This window comes from Flavobacterium sp., assembly GCF_027531705.1.
GTDB lineage: Bacteria > Bacteroidota > Bacteroidia > Flavobacteriales > Flavobacteriaceae > Flavobacterium.
Map to the genome: position 1 here is coordinate 155,067 of NZ_JAPZSP010000020.1, position 22,146 is coordinate 177,212.

At 31.5% G+C, this 22,146-nt stretch carries 18 protein-coding genes; 12 read left to right on the forward strand and 6 right to left on the reverse strand.

The features are described 5' to 3' along the window. From O9267_RS08540 to O9267_RS08570, 7 genes are all read left to right on the forward strand, one after another. Positions 1-1,488 carry a RagB/SusD family nutrient uptake outer membrane protein gene (locus O9267_RS08540; RefSeq protein ID WP_298178153.1) on the forward strand — a complete coding sequence of 496 codons (1,488 nt, stop codon included), beginning with the start codon at positions 1-3 and terminating at the stop codon, positions 1,486-1,488. Between the two features lie 12 nt (positions 1,489-1,500). Further along, positions 1,501-3,051 carry a PKD domain-containing protein gene (locus O9267_RS08545; protein ID WP_298178154.1) on the forward strand — a complete coding sequence of 517 codons (1,551 nt, stop codon included), beginning with the start codon at positions 1,501-1,503 and terminating at the stop codon, positions 3,049-3,051. Positions 3,052-3,065: 14 nt separating this feature from the next. Then, positions 3,066-4,706, forward strand: a complete 1,641-nt coding sequence (locus tag O9267_RS08550) for a family 16 glycosylhydrolase (protein ID WP_298178157.1) — start codon at positions 3,066-3,068, stop codon at positions 4,704-4,706. Between the two features lie 79 nt (positions 4,707-4,785). After that, complete coding sequence (bglX, locus tag O9267_RS08555; protein ID WP_298178159.1) at positions 4,786-7,083, forward strand: beta-glucosidase BglX; 2,298 nt, start codon at positions 4,786-4,788, stop codon at positions 7,081-7,083. A gap of 4 nt (positions 7,084-7,087) precedes the next feature. Next, on the forward strand, positions 7,088-7,852 hold the full coding sequence (locus O9267_RS08560; RefSeq protein WP_298178161.1) for a glycoside hydrolase family 16 protein: 765 nt from the start codon (positions 7,088-7,090) through the stop codon (positions 7,850-7,852). Between the two features lie 181 nt (positions 7,853-8,033). Then, positions 8,034-8,618: a sigma-70 family RNA polymerase sigma factor gene (locus O9267_RS08565; RefSeq protein ID WP_298178163.1), complete on the forward strand. Its 585-nt coding sequence runs from the start codon at positions 8,034-8,036 to the stop codon at positions 8,616-8,618. A gap of 51 nt (positions 8,619-8,669) precedes the next feature. Next, complete coding sequence (locus tag O9267_RS08570) at positions 8,670-8,813, forward strand: hypothetical protein (RefSeq protein ID WP_298178165.1); 144 nt, start codon at positions 8,670-8,672, stop codon at positions 8,811-8,813. 38 nt (positions 8,814-8,851) lie between these two features. Here O9267_RS08570 and nth read toward each other — a convergent pair whose 3' ends face one another. Then, positions 8,852-9,499, reverse strand: coding sequence for an endonuclease III (nth, locus tag O9267_RS08575; RefSeq protein ID WP_298178167.1), 648 nt, complete (start codon positions 9,497-9,499; stop codon positions 8,852-8,854). 76 nt (positions 9,500-9,575) lie between these two features. Here nth and bcp point away from each other — a divergent pair, with 76 nt between their 5' ends. Then, positions 9,576-10,028 carry a thioredoxin-dependent thiol peroxidase gene (bcp, locus tag O9267_RS08580; protein ID WP_298178170.1) on the forward strand — a complete coding sequence of 151 codons (453 nt, stop codon included), beginning with the start codon at positions 9,576-9,578 and terminating at the stop codon, positions 10,026-10,028. A gap of 1 nt (position 10,029) precedes the next feature. On the opposite strand, the gene O9267_RS08585 is transcribed toward bcp, so the two are convergent. The 5 genes from O9267_RS08585 to O9267_RS08605 all read right to left on the reverse strand — a co-directional run bounded on the left by O9267_RS08585 (position 10,030) and on the right by O9267_RS08605 (position 16,802). Beyond that, entirely contained in the window at positions 10,030-10,893 is an 864-nt protein-coding gene (locus O9267_RS08585; protein WP_298178172.1) for a hydroxymethylglutaryl-CoA lyase, read from the reverse strand. Between the two features lie 122 nt (positions 10,894-11,015). After that, entirely contained in the window at positions 11,016-12,035 is a 1,020-nt protein-coding gene (locus O9267_RS08590; RefSeq protein ID WP_298178174.1) for a quinone-dependent dihydroorotate dehydrogenase, read from the reverse strand. Between the two features lie 119 nt (positions 12,036-12,154). Further along, complete coding sequence (locus tag O9267_RS08595; protein WP_298178176.1) at positions 12,155-13,309, reverse strand: carboxypeptidase-like regulatory domain-containing protein; 1,155 nt, start codon at positions 13,307-13,309, stop codon at positions 12,155-12,157. Positions 13,310-13,413: 104 nt separating this feature from the next. Next, positions 13,414-14,553, reverse strand: coding sequence for a carboxypeptidase-like regulatory domain-containing protein (locus O9267_RS08600; protein WP_298178178.1), 1,140 nt, complete (start codon positions 14,551-14,553; stop codon positions 13,414-13,416). Positions 14,554-14,744: 191 nt separating this feature from the next. Beyond that, complete coding sequence (locus O9267_RS08605; RefSeq protein WP_298178181.1) at positions 14,745-16,802, reverse strand: M1 family metallopeptidase; 2,058 nt, start codon at positions 16,800-16,802, stop codon at positions 14,745-14,747. Between the two features lie 121 nt (positions 16,803-16,923). Between O9267_RS08605 and recG the strand changes: the two genes are divergently transcribed. The 4 genes from recG (at position 16,924) to O9267_RS08625 (ending at position 22,141) form a co-directional block, all read left to right on the forward strand. Further along, positions 16,924-19,026: an ATP-dependent DNA helicase RecG gene (recG, locus tag O9267_RS08610; RefSeq protein ID WP_298178183.1), complete on the forward strand. Its 2,103-nt coding sequence runs from the start codon at positions 16,924-16,926 to the stop codon at positions 19,024-19,026. Between the two features lie 97 nt (positions 19,027-19,123). Beyond that, on the forward strand, positions 19,124-20,092 hold the full coding sequence (locus tag O9267_RS08615; protein WP_298178184.1) for a hypothetical protein: 969 nt from the start codon (positions 19,124-19,126) through the stop codon (positions 20,090-20,092). Beyond that, positions 20,092-20,955, forward strand: coding sequence for a bestrophin family ion channel (locus O9267_RS08620; protein WP_298178186.1), 864 nt, complete (start codon positions 20,092-20,094; stop codon positions 20,953-20,955). The genes O9267_RS08615 and O9267_RS08620 overlap by 1 nt, the downstream gene beginning before the upstream one ends. Positions 20,956-21,082: 127 nt before the next feature. Next, the gene (locus tag O9267_RS08625; protein WP_298178188.1) at positions 21,083-22,141 is read left to right on the forward strand and encodes an efflux RND transporter periplasmic adaptor subunit; all 1,059 of its coding nucleotides are present in this window, start codon (positions 21,083-21,085) and stop codon (positions 22,139-22,141) included. The last annotated feature ends 5 nt before the right edge of the window (positions 22,142-22,146 follow it).

Consider the following 22,146-nt stretch of genomic DNA (forward strand, 5'->3'; position numbering starts at 1 on the left):
ATGAAAAATACACTTAAAAATATTTTAATTACAGGCAGTTGTATTTCAATAATTGCTTTGATATTTGGTTCTTGTGGGGATGATTTTGTTGACAGAGAACCACCTTATTTAATAGGTTCTGAAACTTATTTTAACTCTGAAGATGATTATAACAATGCTCTTATTGGAGCTTATGATTTGTTACAATCTTCCTATATAAATGTATTAATGGGAGAAATTGCCTCTGATAACACTTTGTCTGGTGGGGAAAGTGCAAATGATGTAATTGGATTTCAACAAATAGATGAAATGACCCATTCACCAATAAATAGTAATCTTAAAAATCTTTGGGATTGGATGTTTGCAGGGGTTAATAGATGTAACTATATTCTTGAATTTAAAGACAAAACAGATTTCGCTAATAAAAATCAAGTTATTGCTGAAACTCGCTTTTTAAGAGCATACTATAACTTTGAATTAGTAAAGTGGTTTGGTTCAATTCCATTAAGTGGAGACAAACGTTTTAAAGTTGATGATGAAAAAACAATACCAAGATCATCAACGCCAGAAGTTTTTGCAGTAATAGAGTCTGATTTAATTTTTGCAATCGAAAACTTAAACCCAATTGCAAGTCAACAAGGAAGAGCAACCAAAGGAGCTGCGCAAGCTCTATTAGGTAAAGCTTATTTATATCAAAATAAATATGTTGATGCAGCAAATGTTTTGACTTCACTTATTGATTCTGAAAAATACTCACTTGTTTCAGATTACAATTCAATATTCGAAAATGATGGAGAAAATAATAGTGAATCCGTTTTTGAGGTTCAATATTTTGAAGGTGAAGGCGCAGGATTCGGATGTTTGCAATGTAGTGAAGGAAATGTAGCAGTTGGTTTTAATGGTATTAGAAATTATACTGGACCACTATTTTCACCTGGATATAGTTTCAATGTTCCAACCCAAGAAGCTGTTAATGCATTTGAAGTTGGTGATAAAAGAAAAAATACAACTATTTTGGACATAGTGTCTTTTGCTTCAGTAAATAACGCTACTTATGGAGTTGGTTATAAACACACAGGATTTTTTAATAGAAAATATCTTCCAAGAACAAGGAATGCAAACTCTCCAGGAGACTTAAACCTAACCAACCCTAACAACTACAGAGCAATTCGCTATGCAGATGTATTATTGATGGCTGCAGAAGCTTACAATCGTGGTGGAATTGATGATGCAAAAGCAAGAACTTATTTGAATGAAGTAAGAAGACGAGCTTTTGGTGATATAAATCATGATATTTCTGCTTCGGGTGCAGCATTAACCGATTTTATTTGGGCAGAAAGACGAGTAGAACTTATGGGCGAAGGACATCGTTTCTTTGATCTAGTAAGAACAGGAAAAGCAGCTCAAACAATTAACGGATTTACTCCAAATAAAAACGAAGTATTTCCTATTCCATTTGAAGAAATTCAATTTTCTAATGGTAATTGGCAACAAAATACAGGATACTAAAAATTTAGAACTATGAAAAAAATAAAAATAATACTATCACTATTCATTCTGACATCTTTTATAGGATGCTCAAGCGATGATGAAAATGTGAACTTAGATAATCTAGTCGCTCCATCCAATATCTCTGCTTTAATGACTATTGAGCAAGATAATTCTGGAAAAGTTACTATAACACCTAGAGGTGAAGGTGTAACTCAATTTGAAGTAAATTTTGGTGATGGAACAACCCAAAACGCTTTTGTTAATCCAGGTGAATCTATTCAAAATGTATACGATGAAGGTACTTACCAAGTAAAAATTATTGGCATGACTCTCAATGGCAAAAAAACAGAAGTAACACAGCCATTAACCGTTTCATTTTTAGCACCTACAAATCTTGCTGCTACAATAGCTCCAGTTTCAGGAAATAATCTTTCTATAACTGTTCAGGCAACTGCAACTTTAGAAACGTATTTTCAAGTTTATTTTGGAGATGTTACCAACGAAGTCCCAACCGATTTCATGGAAGGTGAAACTATTACTCATATTTATCCTTCAGTAGGAACTTATACAGTAACCGTTGTAGCTTTAAGCGGTGGTGTAGCTACATCACAAACAACTCAAACAGTTACAATCAGTGACCCCGTTCTATTACCTTTAGACTTTGAATCACCAACGCTTAACTATTCATTTGTTAATTTTGGAGGTGCTTTTACATCTGTAGAAAATAATCCAAGCATTGGTTCTGCAAATGGAAGTTCTAGAGTTGCCAAGTTAACAAAAGGGAATGGTTCAGAAACATGGGCTGGTTCATTTATAGAGCTAAGTTCTCCTATAGATTTTTCTACTTTGAAAAAAATTAAAATGAAAGTTTGGTCACCACAATCTGGTATTGTTGTAAAAATGAAATTAGAAAATGCTGCCAATTCAAATATCAATACAGAAGTTGATGTAACCAATACAATTTCAAATGGTTGGGAAGAATTAACTTTTGATTTTACAGGTATAAATGGTTCAAATAATTACCAAAAAATTGTTGTTTTCTTCAATTTTGGAAATTCAGGTACAGGACTAAGTTATTATTTTGATGATATCCAATTAACTTCTGGTGCACCTACTCTATCTTTACCATTGAACTTTGAATCTTCAACTTTAACTTATGCTTTTACAAATTTTGGTGATGCTACTGCTACAGTTGTCAATAATCCAAATGTTAGTGGTATAAACACTTCTTCTAAGGTTGGTAAAATGGTAAAAGCTAATGGAGCTCAAACTTGGGGTGGTTCGTTTATTTTGCTAGATTCACCAATTAATTTTTCAGGTATGCAAAAAATTAAAATGAAAGTATGGTCACCTCAAGCTGGTATTATAGTAAAACTAAAATTAGAAAACGCTGCTAATTCTAACGTAAATACCGAGTTAGATGCAACTACAACTGTTGCCAATAGCTGGGAAGAGCTAACGTATGATTTTACAGGAATAACTAATTCAAATAACTATCAAAGAGTAGTTGTATTTTTCAATTTTGGAGTAGTAGGAAATGGAAGTACCTATTATTTTGATGATATTAGACAAACTAATTAATAAAATTATAAATCATGATAAAAATAATAACCAAAATTAGCGCTTTATTTGTTTTGCTACTTTTTGTAAGCTGTCAAGAAGATAAAGCTACATTTGGAGATTTAAACGCTCCAACTAATTTGACTATAACGGCTGAACTCGTTGGAAAAACTACTGACTTGCCTAATGGTGATGGTTCTGGCTTAGTAAATTTTTCCGCAACAGCCGATAATGCAATTTCCTATAAATTTATTTTTGGAGATGAAACATCAAGTAATGCTCCAAGCGGAATATATCAAAAAAGATATACTAAAACTGGAACACATATTTACACAGTTACCGTTCTTGCTTCTGGTAAAGGTGGCGTAACTACAACAGCAAATATTGATATTGAAGTTTTTAGTGATTTTAACGATGACGAAGCTGTAACATTTTTAACTGGTGGAACTTCTAAAAAATGGTATTGGTCAGCTTCTGAACCAGGTCACTTGGGTGTTGGTCAGAATGATAACAATGTTTTACTTAATTTTTATGCTAACTATTATCAAGCTACAGCATGGGAAAAAGCTGGTTCAGGTGATAGCAGTTGTCTATATGAAAATGAATTGACTTTTTCATTAGATGGAGATATCTTAAAATATACTTTAAACAATAATGGAAGTACTTTTTTTAATAAAGACTTTCAAAGTGTTGCAGGTGGAAGTGCTGGTTTTGATTTTTGCTATAGTTATGATACATCTGGGACAAAAACGGTAAATCTTTCTCCTTCAGAATCTGTTGTTGCCGCTAATGGTATTCCAGGACAAACAAGAGGAACTATGATGAATTTTTCTGATGGTGGTTTTATGGGATATTATATTGGTCAAAGTTCATATGAAATTCTATCAATTACTGCCAACAGAATGGTTGTAAGAGCTGTTATGGGTGGAAATCCTGCTCTTGCTTGGTATCATATTTTTACAACAACCAAACCAACGCAAACTCCTGATGTAGATTTTACTAACCTAGTTTGGTCGGACGAATTTAATACTGATGGTGCTCCTGATTCAACCAAATGGGGTTATGATTTAGGCGCAGGTGGCTGGGGAAATGCAGAGGCTCAAACATATACAAATGCATCTGCAAACGCTTCTGTTTCTGGAGGAAACCTAAAAATTACAGCTATTAAAAGTGGTAGTACATATACTTCCGCAAGGTTAAAATCTGAAAACAAGTATGAATTTACTTATGGAAAAGTTGAAGTAAGAGCAAAACTTCCAACAGGTGGAGGAACATGGCCTGCTATATGGATGTTAGGTCAAAATTACGCAACCAATACTTGGCCAGCTTGTGGTGAAATAGATATTATGGAACACAAAGGAAATGAGCTAAATAAAATTTATGGAACGCTTCATTATCCAGGTAATTCGGGTGGTAATGCTAATGGCAATAGCACAATGATTACTGGTGCGACGACAGATTTCCATATTTACAAAACTATTTGGACAGCAACTTCAATAAAAATTTATGTTGATGATACGCTTTTCCATTCTGTTGCCAACACTAACTCTTTACCTTTTAATAGTGATTTCTTTTTGATCCTGAATGTTGCTATGGGTGGAACTTTTGGTGGAGCAATCGATCCAACTTTCACACAATCATCAATGGAGATAGATTATGTAAGGGTTTATCAATAAATAGTTAATCATATTTTCAAATGCAAGAATGGTAGTTCGCTATCATTCTTGTATTTTTATTCAACTTGAAATTATTATAATGAAATTATTTCCAACAAGACTCTTTATAAGTATAGTTATTCTTTCACTATCAAGCTGTAGTTCTGCCCAAAAAAAGAAAGCAAATTTCAAAAAAGTAACTACTTTAGAACAAAAAGTGGATTCTATTTTCAATCTAATGACTTTAGAGGAAAAAATAGGTCAACTCAATCAATACAATGGTTTTTGGGATATAACTGGACCAGTTCCAAAAGAAGGACAAGCAGCCAAAAAATACGAACATCTAAAAAAAGGTTTAGTTGGTTCTATGTTAAATGTTAAAGGCGTTAAAGATGTAAAAGCTTTGCAAAAAATTGCAGTAGAACAAACACGTCTTGGAATTCCTTTAATATTTGGATTCGATGTTATTCACGGATATAAAACAATAAGCCCAATTCCATTAGCAGAATCAGCTAGTTGGGATATGGAAGCTATAAAAAAATCGGCTGCAATTGCTGCAGAAGAAGCTTCAGCTGTTGGATTAAATTGGACATTTGCCCCTATGGTTGATGTTTCACGCGATGCTCGTTGGGGACGCGTTATGGAAGGTGCAGGTGAAGATTCATATTTAGGAAGTCAAATAGCAATTGCTAGAGTAAAAGGATTTCAAGGTGAAAATTTCAATTCAAATAAAACAATTGTAGCATGTGCAAAGCATTTTGCTGGTTATGCTCAAGCAGAATCAGGTCGTGATTATAATTCTGTTGATATTAGTGAAGAAATGTTGCAAAATGTAATTTTTCCGCCATTCAAAGCTTCTGTCGATGCTGGTGTTCGCACTTTTATGAATTCATTTAATGAACTTAACGGAATTCCAGCAACAGCAAGTAGTTATTTACAAAGAGAAGTTTTAAAAAGAGATTGGAAATTTGATGGTTTTGTAGTTTCCGATTGGGGTTCAATTGGAGAAATGATAAATCACGGATATGCAAAAGATGGCAAACATGCTGCTGAACTTGCCATGAATGCTGGTTCAGACATGGATATGGAATCTGTATTGTATGTTGAGCACTTATCCACTTTGGTAAATGAAGGAAAAATAAAAGAAACCGATATAAACGATGCAGTCAAAAGGATTTTAAAAGTAAAATTTGAACTCGGTTTATTCGCTAATCCATATAAATATTGTGATGAAGCCTATGAAAAAGCAACTGTTGGGAAAAAAGAATTTCAAGAAGGCGTTTTAGATGTTGCTAAAAAATCAATTGTTTTATTAAAAAATCAAAATGATTTATTGCCTTTGAAAAAATCTGGGCAAAAAATCGCTCTTATTGGTGCTTTAGCAAATGACAAAACCAGTCCATTAGGAAGTTGGAGATTGGCAGCTGATGAGAACTCGGCAGTTTCAGTATTAGAAGGTTTACAAAATTATAAAGGAAATACATTAACGTACTCAAAAGGTGCTGATGTAGCAGTCGGGAAAACTCAATTTATTTTTGAAACCAAAATCAATGAAACTGACAAAAGCGGATTTACAGAAGCCATAGCTTTAGCCAAACAATCTGATGTTGTAATACTAGTTTTAGGCGAACATGGTTTGCAATCAGGTGAAGGAAGAAGTCGCTCTGATATTGGAATACCAGGTGTGCAACAAGAATTATTAGAAGAAGTTTACAAAGTAAATAAAAACATTGTTTTAGTATTGAATAATGGTCGTCCGCTAGCCTTTCCTTGGGCTGCAGAAAATATTCCAGCAATTGTTGAAGCATGGCATCTTGGTTCTCAAAGCGGAAATGCAATCGCGCAAGTTCTTTATGGAGATTACAATCCAAGTGGTAAATTACCCATGACTTTTCCTCGAAATGTTGGTCAAGTTCCAATCTATTATAATCACAAAAGTACAGGAAGACCAAGTATTGAAAACAAAGATTTAGTATTTTGGTCACATTATATGGATGTTGATAATTCACCTCTTTATCCTTTTGGTTATGGGTTAAGCTATTCAAAATTTGACTATTCAAATCTTTCATTAAGCTCAAATTCTTTTGATAAAAATGGGAAAATTGAAGTTTCAGTAACAGTTACAAACTCTGGAAAAGTAACAGGGAAAGAGGTTGTTCAATTATATATTCGAGATTTAATTGGAAGTTTAACTCGTCCGGTAAAAGAACTAAAAGGTTTTGAAATGATTGAATTAAAACCAAATGAGTCAAAAAAAGTAACTTTTACTATAAATGAAAAAACAATTGAATATTTCTCAGCAAATAAAAAATGGGAAGCAGAATCAGGTGATTTCAAAGTGTTCATAGGAACAAACTCTGCCGAAACTATTGAAGCTGATTTTAAATTCAATAACTAACAAAATGAAAAATATTTTTATTCCAATTTTACTACTATCATTTTCCTTTTTTTATTCGCAAGAGACTAAACGTAAACTAGTTTGGGAAGAAAATTTCAATGGCAAAAATTTAAATGAAGCCAATTGGAACTATGAATTAGGAAATGGTTGTCCATCTATTTGTGGTTGGGGTAATGATGAACGTCAAATTTACACCAAAACTAATCACAAACTTAAAAAAGGAAAACTTACAATTACCGCCAAAAAAGAAAAGGAAGCCTACACTTCTACTCGCATTACAACCTCAGGAAAGAAAGAATTTCAATATGGTCGTATAGAAACTCGTGCAAAATTGCCTGTTGGTAAAGGAATTTGGCCCGCTTTCTGGATGTTAGGTGGCAATATCAGCAAAGTTGGTTGGCCACAATGTGGTGAAATTGATATTTTAGAATATGTTGGCAAAAACCCACATTTAGTTTATACTTCTTTGCATACACAAGATAGTCATGGTGAAACTATTAATTCAAAGAAAACGGTTTTTCCTGAAATTGAAGAAGGATTTCACATTTTTGCAGTTGAATGGACTAAGGATAAAATGGAATTCTTTGTTGATGATAAATTAGTCTATACTTTCCAACCAGAAGCTAAAAATGAAAGCACCTGGCCATTTAACCAACCCTTTTACATAATTATCAATATGGCTATTGGTGGAAATTTTGGCGGACCAGAAGTTGACGACTCCATTTTTCCTCAAGAATATGTATTAGATTACGTAAAAGTGTATCAATAATTCAAACTTTTTCAAAAATATTGCATAAAAACTGTTAAAATTTTAGTTAACATTTGCATCTTAAGAAAATATTATGCTACATTTGGTTAATAATTAACTCACAAAACCCTGTTGCCTATACAATAAAATTACTTTTTAGAGAAAATCTCAAATTTTAACTCAAAACTAAAAGTGTAATTTTATGGCTACTACTCAAACCCCAGATGCCTTATTGGTAAAAAATTATATGGCTGGCGATGAAAACGCACTTGCTATATTAATAAAGAGACATCAGTCAAAAATCTACGGTTTTATTTATTCAAAAATTGCCGATAGAGAAATTGCTGACGATGTTTTTCAGGATACTTTCGTAAAAGTTATCAAAACTCTTAAATCACAATCGTATAATGAAGAAGGAAAATTTTTGCCTTGGGTAATGCGAATTGCACATAATTTAATTGTTGATCACTTTAGAAAAGGCAAAAAAATGCCAATGCTACGCGAAACCGAAGAGTTTTCAATATTTACCATCTTAACAGATAATTCTCCAACAATCGAAGGACAACTTATTACCGAACAAATAGAAGGCGATTTGATAAAAATAATTGAAGAACTTCCAGATGATCAAAAAGAAGTTTTAATGATGCGTATTTACCAAGATTTGAGTTTCAAAGAAATATCAGATTTAACAGGTGTCAGCATCAATACAGCCTTAGGTAGAATGCGTTACGCAATATTGAATATGCGAAAAGTAATTGAAAAAAATCAAATAATTTTAACTAATTAAACAATATTGTAACAACTGTTGCGTTATAGAATATATAATTTAAATCATTCTATGGCAAAACTTTACTCTAAAGAAACTGTTGCAATAACTAAAATGGCTCCAAAAAAAGAAACAATTGATTTTTTGCTTAATTTTTCTAAAGCATTTTCTGTTGTGAAAATTGGAAAAGCAAAATTTGAAATTATTGCCAACTAGGAAAAATCCCGAAACATATAGATATGTATCGGGATTTTTTATTTACTAAAGGTTTTTAAAACCTCTTTTCTACCAATGGTTTTGGTAATGATGTCTTTTTCAATATCCCAACCACGCGCAGGCGAATATTCCCTTCCGTACCAAATGATTTGCAAATGCAATTCGTTCCATAAATCTCTTGGAAAAATAGCTTTAGCATCTTTTTCGGTTTGTACAACATTTTTTCCGCTAGATAAATTCCAGCGATACATCAATCTGTGAATGTGTGTATCAACAGGAAAAGCCGGTACTCCAAAAGCTTGACTCATAACAACACTTGCGGTTTTGTGTCCAACTGCAGGTAATTCTTCAAGAGCTTCAAAACTTTGTGGCACTTCTCCATTGTATTTGTCTATCAAAATATGTGACAAACCGTGAATTCCCTTTGATTTCATTGGCGATAATCCACAAGGTCTGATAATTTCTTTTATTTCTTCCACACTCATTTTGATCATATCAAACGGATTGTCCGCTTTTGCAAAAAGAAGAGGCGTGATTTGATTAACACGAACATCTGTACATTGAGCTGAAAGCAAAACCGCTATCAACAATGTATAAGCATCTTTATGATCTAACGGAATAGGAATTTCGGGATATAAATCATTTAACGTATTTATAACAAACGTTGCACGCTCTTTCTTGGTCATTTTTAAGTAAATTTGGATGTAAAAATAAACTAAACTTTTAAACTAATAAACTCTTAAACTTTTAAACTCAAAAAAAATGACTAATTTAAAAAAAGGCGACAAAGCACCCGATTTTTCAGGGTTTGATCAAGACAATAAATTCCACCAACTTGAAGATTACAAAGGCAAAAAATTAGTGGTATTCTTTTATCCAAAAGCTAATACACCCGGTTGCACTGCAGAAGCTTGCGATTTGCGTGATAATTATGAACGTTTTCAAGCTAATAATTATGCTTTGTTAGGTGTAAGCGCCGATAGTGAAAAAGCACAGTTTAAATTTAAAGAAAAATTCAATTTTCCGTTTCCGTTATTGGCAGACGAAGATAAATCGGTTATACAAGCATTTGGTGTTTGGGGTCCAAAAAAATTCATGGGAAGAGAATATGATGGAATTCACAGAACGACTTTTGTAATTGACGAAAACGGAATTATTGAAGATGTGATTACGGATGTAAAAACAAAAGCACACACAGCGCAGATATTAAAATAATTTAATGAAACTCTCCAAATAGTTTTGAGGCTTCATTATAAGAGCTTTCAAAACTCATTGGACTCACATTAGTATCCGCTTTTTGTTGTGTAAAATAAGATAGCATTTTTTCTGTGGGCATATTTCCTGTCAAATCATCTTTGGCCATTGGGCAACCACCAAAACCTTGAATTGCACCATCAAATCTTCGACAACCAGCTTTGTAGGCAGAATCTATTTTTTCATGCCACTTATCGGAAGTTGTATGTAAATGTGCACCAAATTCAATTTTAGGATATTTTAAAATCAAATTATTGAATAGATAGTGAATTATTTCAGGTGTAGAACTTCCAATTGTATCAGAAAGAGATAAAATTTTTACACCCATTGTTGCTAGTTTTTCTGTCCAACTTCCAACAATTTCAACATCCCAAGGATCACCATAAGGATTACCAAAGCCCATTGATAAATAAGCAACAACTTCTTTGTTTGATTTATCAGCAATATTTAATATATCTTCAAGGGTTATTAAACTTTCAGCAATTGTTTTATGCGTATTTCGCATCTGAAAATTTTCTGAAATTGAAAAAGGAAATCCTAAATATTGAATTTCTTTATGATTAGAAGCTAAATCTGCTCCTTGAACATTTGCAATAATTGCTAATAACTTACTTTTAGTCTGTGATAAATCGAGTCCCTTCAATAATTCAGCGGTATCTTGCATTTGAGGAATAGCTTTTGGAGAGACAAAACTTCCAAAATCAATTGTGTCAAATCCAACTCTAAGCAATGATTGAATATAATTAATTTTATTTTCGGTAGGAATAAAAGTCTTGATACCTTGCATAGCATCACGAGGGCATTCTATTATTTTGACTTTTTCCATTTGTAATTATTTTCAAATAAATTATGATTGCTAAAGTAATGAAAAAGTTTTTGATGACAAGTTCAATTGTTTAGTAACCATTACTTATTTATAAAATCTATTGATAATTGAGCAACTGAAAGTTATTTTGTATTTAGTATTTTTCTATTAATATCTCTTATTAATGAAGGTCCTTCGTATATAAACCCTGTATAAAGTTGAATTAAACTTGCGCCAGCATCTAGTTTTTCTATTGCATCTCCGGGTGAATGAATTCCACCAACACCAATGATTGGAAATGCTTTATTACTTTTTTCAGATAAAAAGCGAATTACTTCTGTAGATCGTTTTGCTAATGGTTTTCCAGATAATCCTCCAGCTTCAGTTTTATTTTTAGAAAGCAAACCATCACGAGAAAGAGTTGTATTTGTTGCTATTACGCCTGCTATTTTAGTATCTATTACTATATCAACAATATCTAAAAGTTGTTCATTGGATAAATCAGGAGCAATTTTTAGCAATATTGGTTTAGGCTTTAATGTCCCATTATTTTCATTTTGAAGCGCATTTAATAAATCTGTTAAAGGTTTTTTATCTTGTAATTCTCTTAGATTAGGTGTATTTGGAGAACTTACATTTACAACAAAATAGTCAACCACTTTATACAATTCTTTAAAACAAACTAAATAATCTGAAATAGCTTCTTCATTTGGTGTAATTTTATTTTTACCAATATTACCGCCTATTATTACCTTTTTATTTCCTTTTAATCTTATAGCAGCTTCTTTTACACCATCATTATTAAATCCCATTCTATTAATAATTGCAGAATCTTCTTTAAGGCGGAATAATCTTTTCTTTGGATTTCCTTCTTGTCCAATTGGTGTTACTGTACCAATTTCAATAAACCCAAAACCAAAGTTTGATAGCTCATTATACATTTTAGCATCTTTATCAAAACCAGCAGCTAAACCAACAGGATTGGGAAATTTTAAACCAAAAACTTCTCTTTCAAGCTGGCTATTCTCAATTGAGTATAATTTATTCATTAATTTAGAAACAAATGGTATTTTGAATAAAATTCGCAAAAAAGTAAATGAAAAATAGTGAACTTTTTCTGGATCAAAAAGAAAAAGAATTGGACGAATAAGTAATTTGTACATTGTAGTTAGTTAATTGTGTTTTACAAAAATACAATATCAAAATAAAACAATTTACAATTTATAATAAAAAAACTGCTCTTTTGAAAGAGCAGTTTTTTAGCTATTTATTATTGAATCAATTAACCTTTAATTCTTTGTTGAAGTGGAATAATAACATATACAGTTCTTGACATAGCATTAGACGCAGGAAGTTCCTCTTGATGTATCATATTACCATATTGATCATAAGCTCTAAAAATCATAATTTCATTCAATGGAACACCAGCTGTCAAAGTACCATTTGCTCCAGTAATACCTAAAGATATTAAAGGGACATTCCAGTGATCTTCTGGTCCAACAACACTTGGTCTAAAAATTTCGCATCTGATTCCATTCACTGTTGTTCCATCGCTTTCATTCTTAGCAACAACTGTTAAAGAAGCAACCGTAAAAGCCCAATCATTATTCCATGGAGTGAAATGTGAAACATTACCTACATACTTATCTCCTACTTTAGTTGAAAACCCATCCTCTTTCCATAAACCAATTGTTTCGTCAAAAAACCATAGAGGAATTACATTAGGAGAATATAATTGTTGTTCAGGTGAAATTGACATTGTAATTTTTGCTTGGTGTCCAGTTGCTAACTGAAGTTTTTCATTATTAGAACCTTTTAATTCTACATTAACCATTCCAAAAGTATGTAGTCCTTTGTATTCTCCTTTTGAATCAATAGCTAATAATGAACCTGGCATTTTTTGAAAAACTTTAGGATCATTTGCAGGCATATCTGTCATATAAACTTTAACTGCTCCATTATAGGTAATTCCAGATTCAGTAACAAAAGCCCCGTCAAATTCAACAGTAGTTTTTCCAATTTCAACTATACTAACAACTCCAGATTGAATTGTTTTAATTGTTGGTTTTAACATCATAATCCTCAATGAATTTAAATTTTCATGAGTCATTAATGTTCTAGAACCTTTCATGTAGCCAGCTTTTTCAGCTGTTAAATAAGCAAATCTTTCTTTTACAGAAACATTACTTAACGTAAATACACCATTTGCATCTGTAATAGCTGTTTTACCATTCATTTTTACAGTCACACCTGATAAAGCATTATTATCTTCATCAGTAATAACACCTTTGAATGCTCTATTTACAGTTTTTCCTAAGTCAAATTTATATTCACTATTTTGAACATCTACAGTATTTTCAGAATTAGTATCACCACAATTAATAAATAATAATGATGCAAGCACAAATACTGAAATAAAAATTTTGTTAAGTTTCATAAAGTAGGTAATTTATTTTATTTTATTAAGTTAGAAATAGGAATTTATTATTTTTAAACGTAAAAAAAGCCGATTTAAATCGGCTTTTTAATTATTATTATTATTTAACCTTTAATTCTTTGTTGCAAAGGAATTAAAACAGTTACATTTCTTGTCATTTGATTTGAAGCTGGTAAATTTTCTTCCCATACTAAACTTCCATATTGATCATAAGCTCTAAAAATCAAAACTTCATTACGAGGAACGCCAACGCTTAAAGTACCATTAGCACCAGTGATACCAAGTTCCATTAATACATCACCTGTACTACCAGCTAATCTAGTAATTGTACATCTTACACCTTGAACTGGAGTATTATCTGATTCATTTTTAGCAGTAACTTTTAAAGTAGCAACTGTATAAGCGTAGTCATTATTCCACCAGCAGAAGTGAGAAACTTCACCTACATAATTGTTTCCAACTCTTGTAGAAAAACCATCTTCTTTCCATACACCTTCTACTTCATCAAAATTCCATAATGCCATTGTGTTGGGAGCAGTATCATATTGATTTGGCGCAATAGCCATTGTTATCTTAGCTTTGTGTCCAGAAGCAATTTGTAATTTTTCGTTGTTTGCACCTTTAAGGTCAACATTAACCATTCCGTAAGTTTCTAAACCTTTATATTCACCTTTAGAATCAATAGCAAATAAAGTACCTGGCATTTTATTGAAAACATTAACATCATTAGATGGTAAATCATTCATATAAATTTTCACAGCACCTGTATAAGGAACACCAGCTTCAGTAGAAAATGCACCGTCAAATTGTACTGTAGTATTTCCTAATTGTACATTACTAACTTCACCAGTTTGAATTGTTTTTACAAGATTTTCTTGTAACATCATTATTTTCAATGTATTCAATTCTGAATGAGGCATTAGAGTTCTAGAACCATTTACAAAACCTGCTTTTTCAGCAGTCAAATATGCAAATCTTTCTTTAACTGAAACATTGCTTAAAGTAAAAACTCCATTTGCATCAGTTGTAGCAACTTTTCCGCTCATTTTAATAGTTACACCAGAAAGTGCATTGTTATTTTCATCAACAACAATTCCTTTAAATGCTCTATTTACAGATTTTCCTAAATCAAATTTGTATTCAGTATCTTGTGTAGTTGTTGAATCATCATCACTTTTACTACAATTAGAAAAGAACATTGTCACAAGAGCTAAACCTAAAATAGATAGTTTGTTTAATTTCATAATTATTAATTTTTAAAAATTGTTTTTCTTAGAATTGGGATTTAACTCAGCAAACATAAGCACATAAAGGGTTTAAATTGAAAATTATTTGTTGAACTGCAAAAAACATCGACGAAATGCGCTTTTATTTAACTTTTTAAAACTTTTTTAATAAAAAAATTATAGTAGTAGCTAATTAACTGTAAAACAGTTTATAAAATTTTCTTCAAAACTGTTTGCTCTTTTTCATCTAAATTTGTTAGAAAAGACACAAAAAGTTTCTTGTTTTTTTCGTCTTTAATGAGCTCTCTAATTTTATCCTTAGAATATTTTGAAAATTGCCATCTAAAGTGTATTGTCCCGTTTATCAGATTTTTTAAAACTATTTCATCATGTGGATTTACAATTAATGCTGCTTCAAAGGCATTTTGACGAATTGAACTTTCAAACTTAGACGATGTATAGTTTATTAATTCATTATAAAGAGAAAATTTGGTTTCTGAATAAATTTCTTTTGAAAGTTGCGCATACATCAAATACAATATTCTCAAAGATCTATCATTATTTCCTTTCCAATCTTTTGCTATTTTAAGATATTTCGATTGTTCATTGGGAAAGTTATTCCATAAATTGACATATGCTATTTCTTTTGTATTATAAGATTCATCATTTAATAAGGTTTCATATTCCTTTTTAAAATCAATTGGAATATTATTCAAAGTTTCTGCAACAGCTTGACGAACTTCAATTGACTTACATTGCATAGCGATTTCAATTAACCTTTTTTTATACTCAAAAGAAACTGAACTTATTTGATACAAAATCTCAACTTTAATTGGATAATAAACATTTGAATTCATTATTTGAAGAAACATATCTTTTTTCTCAGAAAATGGTTTATTTGATTGCTTTTGAATTTCAACCAATTGCTTTATAAATTCATTTTTATTTAACAATCGATTAATATCATCAGATTGATAACGCCAATCTAACAACCATTTTTTCTTAAAGTTTTCTACATCAAAATTTGAAACTTTCTTTATTTCAGCTAAAAAATTATCTGTTTCAACATTTTTAAATTTATACTTTTTTAAATAAGTCTTAACCGCTTTATCAAACTTTTCTTCACCAATAGTTTCTCTTATTACATGTAATGCCCACGCTCCTTTTTCATAAAAACTTAATGAACTTGCTTTTTCATTCATAACCGGAATGGTATCTGTTTTAGAAGCGTTTTTTATGGCGTTGGCGTTTTTATATAATTTGTAATAAAAATAATCGTCGCCAAAAACTTCTTTTTCAGCCAACATCTCATAATATTTGGCAAAACCTTCTTGCAACCAATGATGTTTTCCTGATTTGGCCGTAATCAAATTTCCAAACCATTGATGTGCCAATTCATGAGCGTTAACCCAAACATAATTTCGATCATTGAAACCAATAGAATCAACAACAAAATCTTGTGCGAAAATTGTCGCTGATGTGTTTTCCATTCCTGCATACAGAAAATCTCTTACTGGAACTTGACGGTAAATTTTCCAAGGATACTTCACTCCTATTTTCTTTTCAAAAAAATCAAATATTTGCTTTGAATAGCGATAAGTTGGCTCAAATTTATCCGAATCATTTGCATCCAAATAAAATTCTAACGGAATTCCCGATTTAGACTGACTTTCATGTTTAACAAATTTGCCAATGGCAACCATCAATAAATAGGACGACATTGGTTTTTGCATTTGATAGTTCCAAACTTTCAAGTTTGTATTTATTGAAGATTTCATGAATTTTCCATTTGACAAAACTTCAAAATCTTTATTGAAATTGATATTCAAATTAAAAATGACTTTCTCATTTACATCATCAAAACTCGGCAACCAATAACTTGTATATTTTCCTTGACCTTGTGTCCAAATTTGAAGATTATCGCCTTCTCCAACAAAATAAAATGCTTGCTTGGGTTTGCATTCATAGTCAAAAGCAACTTTGTTTTTTCCGATTTTAAAACCTTCAAACAGCAATAATTCTTTCTTATTGTTTTTAAAATTGACTTTCTTTCCATTAACAATAACTTCACTAAAACCCATATTCTTGGCGTCAATTCTAATGGTGTCGATAGAAGATTTTACTTTGAAAGTATATAAGACTTTTCCAGAAACCGATTTACTTTCAGCTTTAGGAACAATTGTAGCATTACATTCAAGAAAATCAACTTTGCTGGTTTGTTGAGCAATAGAACAAATTGAAAAAAGAAAGAAAATTAAATAGCGCATGATAAATTTTATAAGCTTTACAAAGATAACAGAGTTTTTCAAATAGGCGTTTTCAAATTTCCTATTAAAAAACTATCTTCGCTAATTGTAATTGAATTTTGTAATTGCCATTGAAATTGATATGAATCTCTTCGATACTCCAATAGAATATCTTAAAGGCGTTGGTCCTCAACGTGGTGATTTGTTGCGCAAGGAATTGAACATTCATAAATATTGCGATTTAGTCAATTTATTTCCAAATAGATATATAGATAGAACTCGTTATTACAAAATCAATCAACTTCAAAATAATAATTCTGAAGTTCAGATTGTTGGCAAAATCATTCATATCAAAACCGTCGAACAAGGAAAAGCCAAAACCCGTTTAGTAGCCACATTTGTTGATGAAACGGGCGAAATGGAACTTGTGTGGTTTCAGGGACAAAAATGGATTAAAGAAAGTTTGAAACTAAATACCGTTTATGTGATTTTTGGAAAAGTAGCGCAATTTGGAGCAAACTTCAACATGGCGCATCCCGAAATGGAATTACTAGAAGAACACAAAGCCAATATTAGAAGTGCCATGCAACCTGTTTATCCAAGTACGGAAAAGCTTGGTAATAGAGGAATTTCAAACAAAGTCATCAATAAAATGATGCAACAATTGTTTACTGAAACGCATACTTTATTTTCGGAAACTTTACCTTCTTATTTGTTAGATGAATTGAAATTAATTCCAAAAAAAGACGCATTAATCAACATTCATTTTCCTAAAAGTCAAGATATTTTAGCCAAAGCTCAATTCCGATTAAAGTTTGAAGAATTGTTCTTTATTCAATTGCAATTGATCACCAAAAATCTGATTAGAAAACACAAAATAAAAGGACATCCGTTTGAAAAAGTAGGTGAAAATTTTACTGATTTTTACAATAATCATTTGCCATTTGACTTAACAAACGCCCAAAAAAGAGTGCTCAAAGAAATTAGAAATGATCTTGGTAGCAATGCACAAATGAACCGATTACTACAAGGTGATGTTGGTTCAGGTAAAACAATTGTGGCTTTAATGTGCATGCTTTTGGCAAAAGACAATGGTTTTCAAAGTTGCTTGATGGCACCAACCGAAATTCTTGCTAATCAACATTTTAATGGATTATCGGGATTGGCATCATCGCAAAATATAACTATTAAAATTTTAACTGGCTCAACCAAAACAAAAGACCGAACTAGTATTCACGAACAACTTGAAAATGGAACTTTAGATATTCTTATTGGAACGCATGCATTATTAGAAGATAAAGTTAAGTTTCAAAATTTAGGTTTGGCAATTATAGATGAGCAACATCGTTTTGGAGTAGAACAACGAAGTAAATTGTGGAAAAAAAACGACATTCCACCACATGTTTTAGTGATGACTGCTACTCCTATTCCGCGAACTTTAGCAATGAGTTTGTATGGCGATTTAGATATTTCAGTAATTGACGAATTGCCACCTGGACGAAAACCAATTCAAACCGTTCACAGATACGATTCTAATAGATTAAAAGTTTGGAAATTTCTTAAAGATGAAATTGCAAAAGGAAGACAAATTTACATCGTATATCCACTTATTCAAGAATCTGAAAAAATGGATTATAAAGATTTGATGGATGGTTATGAAAGTATTTCGAGGGATTTTCCTTTGCCAGATTACTCCATTTCGATTGTTCATGGCAAAATGAAACCAGCCGATAAAGATTCTGAAATGAAACGTTTTGCTGATGGAAAAACAAATATTATGGTAGCAACTACGGTTATTGAAGTTGGTGTAAATATTCCGAATGCAAGTGTTATGGTTATTGAAAGTGCTGAGCGTTTCGGATTATCACAATTACATCAGTTGCGTGGTCGTGTTGGTCGTGGTGCTGAACAAAGTTATTGCATATTGATGACGAGCCACAAACTTAGTAATGATAGCAAAACACGTATGGAAACGATGGTAAGAACCAACGATGGTTTTGAAATTTCTGAAGTCGATTTGAAACTTCGTGGTCCTGGCGATATTATGGGAAAACAGCAAAGCGGCGTTTTAAATCTTCAAATTGCTGATTTGGTTAAAGATAAAGACATTCTTCAATTGGCTAGAAATTATGCAATTAAGCTTTTAAAAGAAGATGCTTCAATGGAAAAACCTGAACATCAAACACTACGACAAGTATTTATTGAAATCAGCAAAAAGAAAAGTATTTGGAACTATATTAGTTAAAAACTATTTGATTAACGTTTACATTTTTTTTATGAAGCGCATTTGAAAAGCTGAAACAAATACTATTTTTGTACAAAAATAATCTCATAATAAAAATATGGAAAACACTACAAATAGTCAATCATTAGACAACAAGCCAAACAATTCAAAATTATATATAGCATTAGGTATTCTTGCTGCTGCTGGAATTGCCGCTGGAGCTTACTTTTTCATGAACAATGAAGAAAAAGAAATAAAAGCTATTGAACCAGCAATAACGGTTAACGATACTATTGCCAAAACGGATTCGATTACTTCGGAAGAAAAAGATTTACTTGAAAAAAATGGTTTTTATGCAAGTGAAAATTACATTATTGCAAACAAAGCATTAATAAGAAGAACTCCAAATGAAGCTCAAAACAATGTAATTGACAGTTTAAAATTTGGCACAAAAGTTTATACAAAAAGTGTCTATTTTGATGAAGAAGGTGGCGGAACAAATGGTGATGAAACGCTATTGGCTAATGAAAAAAAGAACGGTTTTGTTGCAATTTACAATACCAAACCAACCAAACTTTCTGATCAACCAGTAGGTTATATTTCAGAAAAAGTTTTTGTTGAACAATATGAATTTGAAAGCTACAAAAAATATTTTTCATTAAAAGAATTTGCTTTTCTTGATTCAAAAATTAAAAAGGCAATTATGGATAATTCATATTTTGAAAATGTATCTTACTATTTAACTCAAAACAGTCAACGTTCGCCTTATGTTCTTTGCAAAGGCGATTATGATGGAGACGGATTAAAAGATTTTGCAGTGATTTTAGATAATGTAGAAAAAGAATATTCTTCTATTTTGATTTTCTTGACAAACAAAGTGACCAAAGAACCTTATTTAGCTTACAGAAAAGCGTATACCGATTATTTTAAAGTAAAAACAGTTACCAAAAGTTCTAGTGTAATAAAAGATTCTGAACCATTTGTTCTTACAACCGATGCTGTAATGATGACTGGTGGCGAATATACTCCACAACTATTTGTTTATGATAGAGATACTAATAAATTCATTCCAATTAGTCAAGAATAATGGTACAATACAACCCTAAAGATTGGATTACTTTTATATTTCGTTTTCACAAATCGGATACGTTCAGGCAATTACTTCCTATGATGATTTTCATCGGATTATATTCTGCAGGTATTGCGTATCTTGAAATTGAATATTGGAAACTTTCAGAAAATAGTCATGTTAAGAATCTTACGGTAATGCACACTACTGTTGGGTTTGTACTTTCGTTATTATTGGCATATAGAACTAACACAGCCTATGATCGTTGGTGGGAAGGCAGAAAACTATGGGGTGCATTAGTCAACAACTCTAGAAATTTGGCAATAAAACTTTCTGTTATGCTAAATGATGAAAATGACAAAAAATTTTTCAGAAAAGTAATTCCAGCTTATTCCTCGGTTTTGTCTAAACATTTATTGAATGAAGAAGTTAGTATGGTGCTTTTTGAAGGTTTAGATTTAGAAATCAATCACCATAATCATCGCCCAAATCAGGTTGCCAAAATGATAGTAAAAAAAGCTAATGAATTATACAAATCTGGAAAAATAACAGGTGAACAATTTATTATCATCAATTCCGAAATTCAATCATTTACAGATATTTGTGGTGCTTGTGAGCGTATAAAAAACACTCCTATTCCTTATTCATACAGTGCATTTATAAAAAAGTTTATCTTCTTTTTTGTAATGACATTGCCTTTCGGGTTTGTATTTAGTTTAGGATATTATGTCATTCCAGTTGTAGTTTTCATCTTTTATGTATTGGCAAGTTTAGAGTTAATTGCAGAAGAAATTGAAGACCCTTTTGGTAGTGATGCTAATGATTTACCCATGACTAAAATTGCTTCAAACATCAAAAAACATGTTGAAGAATTGCTTTAAAGTCATCTTTTCTTTTAATTTAAAAAGTTAAATAAACCTCAATTTAGCCTGATTTTATTTTCATAAAAAGTAAATTTGTTGCTTCTGTAATTTTCAGAGAGAATCACACTTCTTTATCTATTATTTTATGAAAGTCAAAAACATTGTCATTGTACTACTTATACTATCACTTGGCGGATTAATTGCCTATAGAATCACAAAAAACAATTCTGAATCTGATAAAGCAAAAGACAAAGGTGGCAAAAAACCACCAATGGGAATTACAGCAATTGTTGCCAAAGCGGAAGATTTTGCAAATGATTTAACATTATCTGGTTCTATAGAAGCTAATGAACAAATCGAAATTAGAAGTGAAGTTTCGGGAATTGTTGAAACAATTGCTTTCAAAGAAGGTGCAACGGTTAGTAAAGGGCAACTTTTATTCAAAGTAAACGATGTGGAACTCAGAGCACAATTAGCACAAGCACAAACCAAACAATCATTAGCATCAGAAAACGAACGCAGAGCCAAATTACTTTTGCAAAAAGAAGCTATAAGTCAAGAAGAATACGATATTGCAAGTGCCGATTTTAGAACGGCTCAATCGCAAACACAACTCATTCGTGCTCAAATAGCCAAAACTTCGGTTAGAGCACCGTTTTCGGGCAAAATTGGATTACGTTCCATTTCGCCTGGAACTTATGTTACGCCTGCAACGCTAATTGCCAAATTAATGAGTACCAATCCATTAAAAATTACTTTTTCAATTCCAGAGAAATATGCTTCTGATATCAAATTAAATTCTGAAATAAAATTTACTGTCAACGGTTTGCCAGAAAAATATAATGCTAAAATCTATGCAATTGAACCAGGAATAGAAACTACAACTAGAACATTAAGTATTAGAGCAATAACACAAAATACAAATGGAAAACTTTTGCCAGGAACTTTCGCCAATGTCGAACTGCCTTTAACAACTATAAAAGATGCAATCGTCATTCCAACGGAAGCAATAATTCCAGTTCAGAGTGGAAAAAAAGTGTTTATAGCCAATAACGGGAAAGCCAAAGAAATAATGGTACAAACATTAACTAGAACCGATAAAAATATTGTTGTCACTTCTGGTCTAAAAGTTGGCGACACTGTATTGACATCTGGTGTTATGTCGCTAAAAAATGACGATGCCATCAAAGTAATTTTGAAATAAAAAAT

Excerpts from the sequence above, each read along its gene's own strand:
- O9267_RS08565 (WP_298178163.1), top strand. The coding sequence starts at position 8,034 with ATGGCTACTACTCAAACCCCAGATGCCTTATTGGTAAAAAATTATATG.
- O9267_RS08590 (WP_298178174.1), bottom strand. The coding sequence starts at position 12,035 with ATGTACAAATTACTTATTCGTCCAATTCTTTTTCTTTTTGATCCAGAA.
- recG (WP_298178183.1), top strand. The coding sequence starts at position 16,924 with ATGAATCTCTTCGATACTCCAATAGAATATCTTAAAGGCGTTGGTCCT.
- O9267_RS08605 (WP_298178181.1), bottom strand. The coding sequence starts at position 16,802 with ATGCGCTATTTAATTTTCTTTCTTTTTTCAATTTGTTCTATTGCTCAA.
- O9267_RS08585 (WP_298178172.1), bottom strand. The coding sequence starts at position 10,893 with ATGGAAAAAGTCAAAATAATAGAATGCCCTCGTGATGCTATGCAAGGT.
- O9267_RS08545 (WP_298178154.1), top strand. The coding sequence starts at position 1,501 with ATGAAAAAAATAAAAATAATACTATCACTATTCATTCTGACATCTTTT.
- O9267_RS08560 (WP_298178161.1), top strand. The coding sequence starts at position 7,088 with ATGAAAAATATTTTTATTCCAATTTTACTACTATCATTTTCCTTTTTT.
- O9267_RS08600 (WP_298178178.1), bottom strand. The coding sequence starts at position 14,553 with ATGAAATTAAACAAACTATCTATTTTAGGTTTAGCTCTTGTGACAATG.
- O9267_RS08615 (WP_298178184.1), top strand. The coding sequence starts at position 19,124 with ATGGAAAACACTACAAATAGTCAATCATTAGACAACAAGCCAAACAAT.
- bcp (WP_298178170.1), top strand. The coding sequence starts at position 9,576 with ATGACTAATTTAAAAAAAGGCGACAAAGCACCCGATTTTTCAGGGTTT.
- O9267_RS08625 (WP_298178188.1), top strand. The coding sequence starts at position 21,083 with ATGAAAGTCAAAAACATTGTCATTGTACTACTTATACTATCACTTGGC.
- O9267_RS08570 (WP_298178165.1), top strand. The coding sequence starts at position 8,670 with ATGGCAAAACTTTACTCTAAAGAAACTGTTGCAATAACTAAAATGGCT.
- nth (WP_298178167.1), bottom strand. The coding sequence starts at position 9,499 with ATGACCAAGAAAGAGCGTGCAACGTTTGTTATAAATACGTTAAATGAT.
- O9267_RS08550 (WP_298178157.1), top strand. The coding sequence starts at position 3,066 with ATGATAAAAATAATAACCAAAATTAGCGCTTTATTTGTTTTGCTACTT.
- O9267_RS08595 (WP_298178176.1), bottom strand. The coding sequence starts at position 13,309 with ATGAAACTTAACAAAATTTTTATTTCAGTATTTGTGCTTGCATCATTA.
- O9267_RS08540 (WP_298178153.1), top strand. The coding sequence starts at position 1 with ATGAAAAATACACTTAAAAATATTTTAATTACAGGCAGTTGTATTTCA.
- bglX (WP_298178159.1), top strand. The coding sequence starts at position 4,786 with ATGAAATTATTTCCAACAAGACTCTTTATAAGTATAGTTATTCTTTCA.
- O9267_RS08620 (WP_298178186.1), top strand. The coding sequence starts at position 20,092 with ATGGTACAATACAACCCTAAAGATTGGATTACTTTTATATTTCGTTTT.